We start from the raw sequence: 13,362 nt of genomic DNA on the forward strand, positions 1-13,362 counted from the left end.
GAGTCTTCAAAGACAGGGAAGCTTACATTGTGACAACAACACGGATATGTCCAGGCTATTACGGAAAATTACCTCAACGCGGTGATTTCATTCGCCACGGATTGAGTAACGACTTCGTCACTGCCTGGGACGATTGGCTAAGCAACGGCCTTCGCCATGTCCGGGAGAAGCTTGGTGACAACTGGCTCAGTCATTATTTACACACGCCGGTGTGGCGCTATTACATCGGTCGCAACGTAATCGACGCAAAGGTTCACACCGGCATCTGGTTTCCGAGTATGGATAAAGTCGGTCGCTACTTTCCCTTCACTATCGACTGCGCCCTCAATCATTCATTACCCAACTGGTTCGGCAATGCCGATCACGAAGGATATCTCGCGCAATTGGAAAAAATTGGATTGATTACGCTGGATGAGGCTTGTGAAATTGAAGATATGGAAGAGGCATTGGACAGCTCATGCTGGCCGCTTGAACCAGAACACGCCGCAAAAAAACAAGGTCTCAAATATTGGCAAGGCCCAAAACAACTCTCCAGCGTCAATTTGTGCAAACACCTGATTGACGAGTACGAAAGCAAACAAGGCCAATTCAGCTATTGGTGGTGTGATACTGACGAGGAGCATGCGCAGTTTCTGTTCTGTCACGGTATGCCATCTCATAGTGATTTTGCACAATTCATGCGGCTCGCCGCCAACATACGGCAATAACATCATGGATGAAACTTTATTAAAACCGACATATCAGTGGCGCAGCGCGGCTATCAGCGACGCGGGAAAAGTCCGCAGCCTCAATGAAGACAGTTTAATCGAACGTCCCGACCTTGCCTTGTGGGCAGTCGCCGACGGCATGGGTGGTCATCATGGCGGCGAAGTGGCAAGTCGCATGGTGGTGGAAGGACTTTCGCAAATTCAAAGCCCCTCTAAAAATCTCAATAACTATATCAATGCAGTGGAAGACTCGCTGCAATCGACCAATGCAGTTTTGAGAAAAATGAGTGAAGAAAAGTACTCCTCACGCACCATTGGAAGCACTGTGATCTGTTTAATCGCCGATCACACACATATTGCCTATTTGTGGGCAGGTGACAGCCGTCTTTATCGACTACGCCGAGGACAACTTACACAATTGTCGACGGATCACAGTGAAGTGCAGCGTCTGGTGGATGAAGGTTTAATACGTCCGGAAGATGCTGAGAAACATCCCTCAGCCAATGTGGTAACAAGAGCTGTCGGCGGGCACGACGTACTCGCCTTACAACTTGGGCTTGATACAGTAAAGGACAACGATGTTTTTTTACTTTGCAGTGATGGGTTGTATCGTGACCTCAGTCATGAAGAAATAGAAAATGTGCTTAATCAGCACCAGGGGGTTCAGGATAAATGCGATGCACTTCTTGGTCTCGCGCTAAGTCGACGCGGCGCAGATAACATCAGTCTTATCGTAACACGCGTCGAAAAAAACAATTGATGGTTCGGGGGGGAGTCACAGTGACCAATAGCGTTAATCACCGTCTGAAAGAATTAATGTTGCTGTACGAGGCTGGTGCAATCGACCAGGCACAATATCGTGAGCGCAGAGAAGCACTGGTTCAAGTGTTCATTAAGGACGACGACACGACTGAGCGGGTAGCGCCTGAACATTTCGAGCTGAGTTCCACATATAACGCATCAAATACCGAACATCGTTTTCCATTGGTTACGATTTTGGCATTATTGGCTGCCGCCGCGATTCTCGCCTTTCTGAGTTTTTCTGATAACGATAATAGTCAAGCCTCGGACAAAAGACCGACGACATCGATCTCAAGATAACGGTATACCATGTATTTCTATCGCCATTTGTTAACTCCTGTTTTTTTATTCACCTTGCTGTGCGGCGGAAGTGCTATTGCCACAGCAAGCGAACTCGCCCTCGGCAAATTTCACGCGCTTATTATTGGCAATAATGATTACAAAGATCCGCGAGGAAATTGGGGCAAGTTGATGACCCCAGGAGAAAACGCTGAAAGTCTAGCCGAAACTCTGCGCGAACGATTTGACTTTGAAAACATTGTTCTCCTACGCAATGCCACTCGGAGAGAAATCGACATTGCCTTTGATCAGCTGTCTCGTACTGTGCAACAGCAAGATAGCGTTCTGGTTTACTATGCAGGTCATGGGAAAATTGCGTCAAAAGATCTTGCGTACTGGATACCTATTGATGCAAATGGTCAACGCACGCGTGATTTCATCAGCACACGCGACATCATGGAAAAGTTGATGACGCTATCCGAACGGGCTCGCCATGTCTTACTTATCAGTGAAGCCCCGTTTCATGCGGACGCAGTTCAGGCGACCGATCATAATGGCATGAGTATCAGCATCAATCCTCGTTTTTTCGGAAAACTGTCGGCCACTCGAAGTGTCCAGGCACTGATACGTGTCGACGATAGTTATGTCGATCGTGAATCCGGCAACAGTGGTAAAACGGCGCTCAGCGAAACCATCTTAAACGTAATGAATAACAATCAGGCGCCTGTACTCACGCTTCAGGAATTGATTAATCACCTTTATCGCCAACTATCCAAAACAGACAAACGCTCGCTGCGTTTCGGTGTAATCAACAATAGCGGTGACGAGGGCGGTGAATACCTGTTCACGCGCCGACGAGCCACTACCAACATCCAGCCGAAGAACACTAGCCCGGAGCCGGCTTCCAAACCGGCTGTTTCGCCAAACAAAACCGTGATACTTCCTATGGTGGGATTCTAAGATGCAGAGTTTGCTGAAATATTTGGTCGTTGTTCTATTTATTGGCTTACCCCACATCTGCCAGGCAAACGCGGCGGTTCAATTTTCCGTACATCATCACAACTGGAATAGCGGCGTGCTTCCGACGCAATCAGCCCCAGCCTATGGTCTCGGAGTTGGTTATTTTGGTGATCGGCTGTATACGTCTCTTGCGTTTGCCTATGCCGATCACCGACGCCCCAGTAGCAATTCTTTCATCCCCGGCGAGCATACCCTGCCCTATTCTGAATATGACTTGGCTACTGGCTATCACTTTTTAACCAATGTATCCGCGTACTTAGGCTTGCGTTACCAACGAATTCATTTTGATAACGTGGAAGATAACGCCCTTAGTTTTCGCGAAACTGCCTGGGGACTCGGCGTCGGTATACGCCTGAACCAGAATATTGCGCAAAAATGGTCCTTGTTTGAGCGCCTCGGTATGAGTAATCTGTGGTACGACAACCAGCATAACCAGCACGGCAATTCGAGTTATAGCGGATTCGGGCTGAACGCGGGAATTGGATTACTTTATCGATTTTCCGGGCAATCCAGCATTTCCGCAGATGTTGCCTATAAGATCGAATATCCGGAGCACGACATTGCGGATATGGCAAAACAGCGCTCCTATATAAAGAGCGGCATCAATCTGATCTTTGTCATGTAAGGCTTAAACAGGGAGAAAATAAACATGCGTCCAGTGACGCAACTACTTGATGAGTACAGGGAAAATAAAATTGCATTTCCCGAATTAGTACAAGAGTTACGTACTCAGGACCCCGAGTCGCTGCGCGCCGTGCTGGACGAATATCACGCCCGCAACCCACTGCCGCAACACACTTATATCAATCTACTTCGCTATCTCGAAAGCGCGCCAACCGTGCTTGATAACGAAAAAACACGTGTTGTCGCCAAAGAAACACCTGAGCTAACAAAAGTCGTGGACGCCACCAGAGTTATCACCATTGGAACCCCACGCGACGAATCTATCGTTACCGAGCAAACCACGGTCGCATCCACCACCCCGAGCAAGTTTTCGTTAACAGAATCCGACACCAGCCGCACCCTCGCGGAACGTCTGAAAACCGACACTGCACCCCATGCCTCTCTGGGATTGATCAAGGACCGTTTTGTACTCGAAGAAATCATCGGTCACGGTGGGATGGGCGTGGTTTATAAGGCACGCGATCTACGTAAGGAAGAAGCGGAAGATCGTAACCCCTATGTGGCGCTAAAGATTATGAACGACGATTTTCGTCGCCACCCCGATGCCTTCAAGGCCATGCAGCGGGAAACACAGAAATCCCAGAAGCTGGCGCACCCGAATATTATCGGCGTCTATGACTTCGACAGAGACAATGATGTGGTGTACATGACCATGGAATTGCTGGTGGGTCTGACGCTTAAAGAGGTCATCCGCCGCCACCCTATGGGCATGGAACGGGAAAAGGCGAAACCGATTATCGACGGCATCAGCCAGGCACTGGCCTACGCCCATCGCAATGGTATCGTACACTCCGACCTGAAGCCCGGTAATGTATTTATCACCGAGGACGATAGGGTAAAAGTTCTGGACTTCGGCATTGCCCGCGCCATTCCCAAACATCACCAGGAAGAAAACGAAGATTTTGATGCCGGCACCCTGGGCGCCCTCACCCCGAGTTACGCCAGCCTGGAAATGATAGAGCGTAAGTCCCCGCACCCGAGTGACGACATTTTTGCACTTGGCATCATGAGTTATGAATTGCTGTGTGGCCACCACCCCTTTCAGCGCATGTCTGCTGACAGGGCCTTGATCCAGGGTCTAAAGCCGGCACCATTGCCGATGCTTAAACGCCGTGAATGGCGGGCCCTGGAAAATGCGCTGGCAATTACCCGGGACAAGCGCACGCGCGATGCCGATGCCTTTATCAATAATTTCATAAGCCAGAAATCACTGAAGACGGCGCTGATACTAGGCCTGTTGGTTTTTGCGCTAATCGGCACCACCACTGCCTTTATATTTAAGCCTTCCAGTGACTTGCCCGATCCGATACAGGAACTCAGTATCGAACAGCAGGATAATATTTCTCGCCTGAGTGAAACAGCGGATCTTTATATGAGTATGGGGCAATTGGCAACGCCCCCTGGTGACAGCGCTCTGGATCTCTACAATAAGATTTTGGCCATCGATCCGTTGAATCGTCAGGCAATTGAGGGCAAGCGAACAATCGCAGACGAGTATCTGCAACTGTCCGAGAATGCCTACGTCAATGGCAATCTGGACAATGCCCGCGCCTTCGCCGACACCGGCCTGTTGGCCCTGCCTACACACGAAGGCCTGAAAGATTTCGTCGCAAACAAACTCAACCGGTGAGCTATGAAGTGCTTCACAGGGAATACAGGCATGCTCGAGATATGATAAACGCTGGTGAATGGGAGTATCGGCTCAATGATTAACAACACAAAACTTTTCCTCACCACCACGCTATTGTTGGTGGGCCTGGGGTGTTCCAGTAACGGTGGTGACCGCAAACTTATAGAACAGGCCAATGACATCAATCGACAGAATGTCGATAAAGTATTCATCGTTGACTGCCTGCTTCCTGGTCAGGTACGTCGCATAGGTTCCTCTGTGAACTACATCAGCGCGCGTCGCCCTATCCGAACCTCGGCTATCAATTGTGAAATCCGTGGCGGCGAATACGTCGCGTTTGATCGCGCCGACTATGCTACGGCGCTAAAAATCTGGATGCCGCAAGCGCAACAGGGAGACGCGGAAGCGCAAACCAATGTCGGCGAAATCTATGAAAAGGGATTAGGCATAACGCCTGACTACGAGATGGCTGCTATCTGGTATAAGAAAGCCGCTGAGCAAGGATTTTCTCGCGCCCAAATCAATCTCGGTTACCTCTATGAAAAAGGTCTGGGAGTTCCACAGGATCTCGCTGCCGCCATGAACTGGTATCGCAAGGCGTCCGGGTTACCAGAGGAAATCGAGTATATCTCTTCTGTGGAACTGGCGGCCAAGAACGAAACTATCACCTCGTTGGAAACGCAAGTCGCGGATTTGCAAAAAGAAGCCGATGCGCTGAAACAACAATTGGAAAAGGCACAGCATCGCATCAAGGAAACGCGTGAGATGAGACGCGCCACCGAACTCGAAATCGCCCAGTTAAATGAAAAAATCAAGGCGATGGAATCGCGCGCGGAAGTCACGCTCGAATCCACTTCGCGACAGGACAAGCCCTTTCCTGAAGCCCTGGAAGAACTGCACAAGCAATTGCAGGCGCGCCAAAATCAATTACAACAACAAGGCCTGCTCATTGCTTCGTTGAAAGCAGAAAGCCAACAATACAGACAGAAAATTGTGAGCATACAAGCCGAGCAACAAGTTGCCATGGCTTCGCCAACAATCGAAATCATCGAACCACCGCTTTCCCTAACGCGCGGCATCCCAGGTATTTTGTTGCGTTCACCGGTTGCCCAGAAAGAAATCTTTGGCAAGGTTGAGGCGCCCGCGGGCATCCAGAAAGTGTTGTTTAATAACCAACGCGTTGGCCTTAGCGCAAGCAATACCTTTCGCATCCCGGTAGTTATCAAAGACACCAGCACCATGGTTGAACTGGTGGCAATAGACAAACATAACCGCGAGGCGCGGCTGAATTTTTCCATTATTCGCCCTTCCACTCAGGTCGATACCAAGTTCACCGGCAAGGAAACCGTACTCAAAGCTGGTGATGCGGACATCGGTAAGTTCTACGCCTTGATTATCGGCAACAATAATTATTCCAACCTGCCACAACTGAAAAGTGCGGTGAACGACGCCCAGGCAGTCGACAAAGTGTTGCGCGAAAAATACGGATTCAAAACCCGTTTGCTAACTAATGCTACACGCTACGATATTTTAAAGGCGCTGGACGAAACACGACGCACCCTGGATAAAGACGACAACTTTCTGATTTACTACGCCGGACACGGTGATCTGGATCAATCGTCTGATCGTGGCTACTGGTTACCCATCGACGCCGAACTCGATAGCACCGCCAACTGGATCTCCAATATCGCCGTCACCGATATGTTGAACACCATGCCAGCGAAACACGTTATGGTCATTGCCGACTCCTGTTATTCCGGCACCATGACACGTACTGCTGTGCCACGTATGGAAAGCGACATTGCGCCGAATGTGCAAAAGAAATGGTTAAAACTGATGGCACAGAGTCGTTCACGTACCGCATTAACATCCGGCGGCGTTCAGCCCGTACTCGACAATGGAACCAATAGCGATCACTCGGTGTTTGCCGAGGTTTTACTGGAAACACTAAACAAGAATGACGGTTTGCTTCAGGGTTATTCGCTGTATCGTAGAATCACCCAGGGTGTAAGCGCGCGTACCGGACGTTTTCAAACGCCTGAATATGCGCCTATCAAACACTCCGGACATGAAACAGGACAGTTTTTCTTTGTAGCAGGATAAACAACATACACAACACGGACGGATAATAATAAGACTTCTTCGGGTCCCACCTGAAATTTGGAGATGAGAAATTGAAAATAGTTAAAACAACTGCCGCCGCAGGATTGCTGGCGGCAAGTACACTAACACATGCAGAACCTATACAGCTCGGTTTTGGGGTTGAAGTTGAATCGGGTTCACCGCAAGCTGCGGTTGGACAAACGGTTGCGAATATTGTCAACTCACTTGCTTTACAGGTCGATCCCACTGCCAACAACACAGAACTACTCGATGTTCTCACACTCGTTATAGACAATCCATCAACTGCCGAAGCCGCTCTGCAAGCCTTGTCGCCAAAAATTAACTCCAGTAATACATCATTTATCAAGAAGGCACCCGGATTTGATCATTTGCAGGGGATGGGCAGACGACTGGCAGCGATGCGTCGTGGTGTTAGTTTCGCCTATCGCGATGGCAAAACAAGACGCAGTCGAAACACATCAAGCACGGTTTTGAGTAATAACGGCATAGAAGCCGGAGGCCTGCTAGACAATCGCCTCAGCACTTTCATCACCGGGGATTTTCTATATTCGAGTCAAAATGAAACCGAAACTGAAGCGGGATTCTCCGGCAATATTGGCCGTCTGACCGCAGGAGCGGACTACCGTCTTACAAACAATTTTTTTGCTGGCGGCTACGCCAGCATAATGTACGGCTCACTGGCGCTAGACAATAATGGTGGTGCGTTAACGGCTGACGAAGAACGCATCTCCGTTTTCGCCAGCTATTACCCTGCGCAAAATATTTACTTAAATGTCGCTCTGGGTAGCGCATTGCGTCATTTCGATCTAGAAAGAAAGATTCAGTTTTCCATTGCCGGCTCTGATTATGTTCGTACCGCAAACAGTTCGCCAGACGGAAACAACATGGAGGTTCAGGCTGAGTTGGGATCCGACCTCGACCTCGGTGGTGGTGCATTAATAAATATTCATACGCGTGCGCGATATGGCCAGAGTGTAATCAGTTCATTTACCGAATCCGATGGCGGCGGTTTCAGTCTGAGCGTCGACGAACAACAGGTACAAAATATCAGTGTCGGTGCCGGCGTACAACTAGGCATGACGATCAGTACCAGTTGGTCAGTTCTTTCACCCTATTTACGCGGCAATTATATGCACGAATTTGCCAGTAATGGAGACGAAATAAGAGCAAAATTCGTTTACGACCCAGGCAATAATTACTTTTCCTATAAAGTGCAGGACACCGATGCAGACTATATTGACATCGCGGCAGGCACGACTGTGATTATGGCTGGAGGCATATCCGCATTTGTTCAGGCTTCCACTCTCCTTTTATTCGACAACTATAGTCGCGTTGCCGTCGTCGCCGGTGCCAGAAGTGAGTTTTAGTATGAACCATAAATCCCCCAAGCCGCTTATTCTTTCTATTTTTTTTCTTATATCTCTATTTTCTCTGAGCGCCTGCGATATTAGTAACACCGGTTCCAAACAGGCAGAGATTACTTTTCAACTCGCCCAATTCCAAAAGCTTACGACTACTCCTGCGGTGCATGGGAGAACCTTGTCTGGCCCAATAGATGGAATTAATTCCGTGGAAATTCGCATTACACGGGATGCCGAAACTGAGCAGGAAAAAACTGTCGCCAGCACCCTGCTCAATAACGCTCAGAGGACGATTTCACTGTCGATTCCACCGAGTATCGAGGTTAAAGTTTACGCCGCTGCTTTTGCCGGTCCGAATAAAACGTTCGAGGGTAGCACTTTTGCTGGCCCGTTCTTTCCGGGACAGAAGGCCAGCGTTAACCTGCTAATGAATCCTGTAGAAAACGACAACCAGCCAATACAGGTTGATTTGACGCTCGCCAAAGTCGCCGGCAACAAACCAAGTTTCGGTACTGCCTTCTCGTTCGGTAACAATTATATTTTGTTCCGGTCCGAAGCCGACAATCTCACCGAAAATGATACCAATGGTGTTGGTGATATCTTTTTGAAAAATACAGTGACCGGCGCTATTACAAACCTGCACAGCGACAATGAAGGAAAGGTCGTGGAAGCGGAGACGGGGCCTGAGTCGGCCGATATATCTGCCGACGGCCGTTATGTGGTTTTTGCCACCAGTGCGGCAGGATTAGTCAGCGGCGACAATAACAAACTTACTGATGTGTTTATCAAGGATACACACACCGGCATCAATAAACTGATATCGCGTTACACAAATGGTAATCCATCGGACAAACCCAGCACGCAACCCAGCATCTCAGACGATGGACGTTTTATTGTGTTTACTTCTGCCGCGGCGTTGGCTGGCGAAGATAAACCCGGCGTGTTTTTGTACGACCGTATTGCGCAACAGCTCACCCATCTGATTGAGGATGCTACGCTGGCGGTATTAAGCGGTGATGGTTCTCATGCCGCGTTTAAACAATTGAGCACAGGCAATCTGGTTGTTATGGAGATCAGCAGTGGAAAGCTGACCGCTATCGTTCAAGCGAAAAATCTCGCTGCAAAATATTCCTATATGTTCGACCTTACTGGTAAGCGGCTTGTGTTTGAATCTTCCATTGCAACCGATAAAATCAAGCCGTACCAGATATATTTGTACGACGGTGAAATTCGTCAAATGAGCGTCGACGCTGACGGGGTCTCTTTAAGCGCGAATACGAATAGCAGTCGTTCACCATCGATTAGTGCCGATGGCCGTTATGTGAGTTTTGAATTTAACGGCATAGTCTACGCCAAAGCGGTCTCTGGTGGACTTGCCCCCGTAGCCCAGGGCAAGCAACCCTTCATCAGCCTCGATGGTCGTGAAGTGGGTTTCTCCGATCGGCAAGGTCATTTGTTTGTATTAGCTAACCCACTATTTGAAATCCTCGCCGACGCCCAAAATAGTATTGCGAAACCAACAAATATTCGAATGACCCGCGGTGTACTTGATATTCAACTGGCATGGGATCCCGTAGAAAAAGCACGCTACTATCGTGTCTACTCTTCCGATAAAAAGGAATTTGCAGTTGAAGATAAAAATGTCGCGTTTTTGGAGACGACGGTCAATTCTGCGATCATCGGCGCCTCTGCCTTTACTGGCGATAAGTTGTATGTAAAAGTCACCGGCGTCAGCAGTTTTGGTGAAAGCACCGCTGATGTTTATGAGATTAATCTTCCATTTCTAATACGTCGTATAAACCCGGCTGCAGGCGCAACCGGCGTTGCCTCGCGTCCCACTATCGATGTTGAATTTACTCAGGCTCTAGATCAAAACTCAATTTTAAGTAATTCAATCTATTTATCCCTAAACGGTATTCCAGTCGTCACAAAAAGTAGCTTCCCGGACAACAAAACAGTCCGTCTGCAGCCGGAAGGATCGCTGCTGGAATTTACCACTTACACGCTACACATTGCAGGCGACATCAAAAACATTCTCGGCATCTCACTAAGTAGCGCACACAGTCAGACGTTCACTACGGGGGGATTACCTCCCGGGCTGACGAGTGTGATTCCTGGTTCGGTCAACACCGCAGATAAAATCCAGTTGAGTTTCAACAAAGCTATTGATATTAACTCTCTCAACAATGGCGGTATCGTACTCACCCAGGGCGAACAGGTCATTGCACTGAGTTTTACTACTTCGCAAAACAACGTCATCATCACGCCCAAAGCGCAGCTTGACGCGATGAGTGACTATACACTGACGATAAACAGCACACTTCGCGATACAGAAGGAAAGAATTTCGTGGGTGTGGTGACAGGTAGTTTTTCGACTTCATATCATCAAAGTAAGATTTCCAGCGGATCAGGACATGCTTGTGCAATCCGCAGTGATCGAACTTTGTGGTGTTGGGGGAGAAATTTCCAGGGGCAGTTAGGTGATAATTCTAATACCAATGTCACTTCGCCTGTGCAAGAGGACAGCAAATCAAGCTGGCTAGGCGTGAGTGTCAGTAGTAACCACACCTGCGCGATTCGCAACGATCATACGCTATGGTGTTGGGGTGACAACAGTTACGGTCAAATCGGTCTAAATCCTGAAGGCGTTTTTGAATCGCTCGTCCCGGTACAGGTCGGAGCATCCGAAAACTGGGAAATCGTCAGCACTGGAAGTAAGCACAGTTGTGCAATAAATTCTGACAGTGAACTCCACTGTTGGGGAGACAATTTTAATGGCCAATTAGGAGACACAAGCAATAGCCCGCATTACACGCCCGCAAGCGTAATGGAAATGGATGCTAGTGAGTCGGTAATACCTATGATCGGCTGGATCGATGTCTCTGCCGGTCTCAATCATACCTGCGCTATACGTTTGAATCGTAGTCTTTATTGTTGGGGAAGCAACAACAATAATCAACTCGGCATATCCAACGGAGGGCTTTATTTCGAACCCCAGTTGGTTGATCAATCATCCTGGAGTTCCGTCGTAGTTGGTAGCGACACTAGCTGTGGTACCAAAACCAATCACCAGTTGTTATGTTGGGGTGCGAACTCAAACGGACAGTCTGGTACCGGGGATATGATCACACCTGTTTTAACACCGACACAAGAAATCTCACTGGGCAGCGATTGGGCATATGTCTCAACATCCAACAACCTCCAAACTTGTGCAAACAAGCTCGATGGCAGTGCATGGTGCTGGGGACGCATATATGTAGAGGGAGCAGGCAATGCTACCCAACCTATTCTAACGCCAACGCAGGAACCTACGCTCTCCAGCAACTGGCGTGAAATTGCCGTGGGATACAATTTTGGTTGTGCAAACAACACGCTCGACGATGTATATTGCTGGGGCGAAAACTATTCAGGACAAATCGGCGTAGGTGTTTCTGAAGCTGGGGCCGCTGCACCGATTGAAATCGCGAATTCCATCGCGCCGTTATCTATGGCCTCCACATCAAAAAGCTATACATATTACTCGACGCATACTTGCGTAGTAGCGACTGGCAGACTGTGGTGTTGGGGAGCTAATGGATTTGGTCAAGTAGTTAGTACCGCCGACGAAGTTTCAATCATTGATAAACCCACTGAGCGTATGCCATCGAAAACTGATTGGGTAAAGGTAAGCAATGGTAGTTTGCACACCTGTGCGATCGATAGTAACGGTTTTGTATGGTGCTGGGGAGCTAATTACAGTGGGCAACTGGGCATAGGCACCACTGGGGTCGAATACTCACCTGTGATGATCGAATCAGACATTGTCTTTAATAGCGTCTCCGCAGGAAACAATCACACCTGTGCACTTAGTAACAATGGATTACTGTACTGCTGGGGAGGCAATACGAGTGGACAACTTGGTTTTCTTACCGACCAGGGAGCCGACTCACTCATTCCTGGTGAAGTTAGCGCCGGTGAAGGACTCGCATGGACATCAGTCGAAGCCGGTCTATATCACACATGTGCAATCAAGTCAGACGATACACTGTGGTGTTGGGGAGACAACGATTCACAACAAATAAACGATGGATATACCGGCGTAGATTCAACTCCCCTATACCAATACGAAACGCCAGTTATCATTGAAACCGTTAGCGGAGATAACATCGCCTCCAAATGGCAATCTGTCAGTCCTGGTGAACACCATACCTGCGCGATCGACAATCTAAACCGCCTGTGGTGTTGGGGTAGAAATTACAATGGCGAACTCGGTTTTGACCCATTAAGTGAAACTCCGCAACCGTATTTATTTAGCTCAACCGAAACTTGGGCCAGCATCAGCGCTGGCGCTGACACCAGTTGTGGCATACAGAGTAATAACACCTTATGGTGTTGGGGTTCTGGCGATTTTGGCCAAATTGGAAATAACACGGCTTCCTATCGCCAGACAGAACCCGCACAGGAATATCTGGGACGCGCTGACTGGGAAAGCGTCGATGTGGGAGGTGATTCCGTATGCGCCATGACTCAGACAGGCAGCTTGTATTGCTGGGGCGGCAACGACGACTCGCAGCTAGGCAATACAACAATCTTTCCCAGACCGCAAAAGGTGAAATTCGACTTCCCGGGTTTGATTTTTGTCGAATTTGTCGGTGACTAATACTATAAACAGAACAAATTTCCTTATAAAACAGTGACGTCAAGCAATGAATTGACGTCACTGTCAAGGATACTTAATATAGCGGGACTAAATTCAGGCTGGTTCAGCCAAATACAA

Annotated in this window: 9 protein-coding genes; all 9 read left to right on the plus strand. The window is 48.6% G+C overall.

Translation table 11 applies throughout. The features are described 5' to 3' along the window. The first annotated feature begins 29 nt into the window (after positions 1-29). The 9 genes from tagF to OEZ43_06745 all read left to right on the plus strand — a co-directional run bounded on the left by tagF (position 30) and on the right by OEZ43_06745 (position 13,245). Entirely contained in the window at positions 30-707 is a 678-nt protein-coding gene (gene tagF / locus OEZ43_06705) for a type VI secretion system-associated protein TagF (GenBank protein ID MDH5545264.1), read from the plus strand. A gap of 4 nt (positions 708-711) precedes the next feature. After that, positions 712-1,467 (plus strand): protein phosphatase 2C domain-containing protein, encoded by a 756-nt coding sequence (locus OEZ43_06710; protein ID MDH5545265.1) that lies wholly within the window; start codon positions 712-714, stop codon positions 1,465-1,467. A 20-nt stretch (positions 1,468-1,487) separates the two neighbouring features. Further along, positions 1,488-1,808 (plus strand): hypothetical protein, encoded by a 321-nt coding sequence (locus tag OEZ43_06715; protein ID MDH5545266.1) that lies wholly within the window; start codon positions 1,488-1,490, stop codon positions 1,806-1,808. Between the two features lie 9 nt (positions 1,809-1,817). Then, positions 1,818-2,747: a caspase family protein gene (locus OEZ43_06720; protein MDH5545267.1), complete on the plus strand. Its 930-nt coding sequence runs from the start codon at positions 1,818-1,820 to the stop codon at positions 2,745-2,747. A 1-nt stretch (position 2,748) separates the two neighbouring features. After that, a complete protein-coding gene (locus OEZ43_06725; GenBank protein ID MDH5545268.1) occupies positions 2,749-3,432 on the plus strand; it encodes a porin family protein in 684 nt (227 codons plus the stop codon). Between the two features lie 24 nt (positions 3,433-3,456). Beyond that, on the plus strand, positions 3,457-5,121 hold the full coding sequence (locus OEZ43_06730) for a serine/threonine protein kinase (GenBank protein ID MDH5545269.1): 1,665 nt from the start codon (positions 3,457-3,459) through the stop codon (positions 5,119-5,121). Between the two features lie 75 nt (positions 5,122-5,196). Further along, a complete protein-coding gene (locus tag OEZ43_06735; GenBank protein MDH5545270.1) occupies positions 5,197-7,224 on the plus strand; it encodes a caspase family protein in 2,028 nt (675 codons plus the stop codon). A gap of 71 nt (positions 7,225-7,295) precedes the next feature. Further along, complete coding sequence (locus OEZ43_06740) at positions 7,296-8,612, plus strand: autotransporter outer membrane beta-barrel domain-containing protein (GenBank protein ID MDH5545271.1); 1,317 nt, start codon at positions 7,296-7,298, stop codon at positions 8,610-8,612. 1 nt (position 8,613) lies between these two features. Further along, the gene (locus tag OEZ43_06745) at positions 8,614-13,245 is read left to right on the plus strand and encodes an Ig-like domain-containing protein (protein ID MDH5545272.1); all 4,632 of its coding nucleotides are present in this window, start codon (positions 8,614-8,616) and stop codon (positions 13,243-13,245) included. Positions 13,246-13,362 lie beyond the last annotated feature (117 nt).

The organism is Gammaproteobacteria bacterium, from assembly GCA_029881255.1.
Taxonomy (GTDB): Bacteria; Pseudomonadota; Gammaproteobacteria; order S012-40; family S012-40; genus JAOUMY01.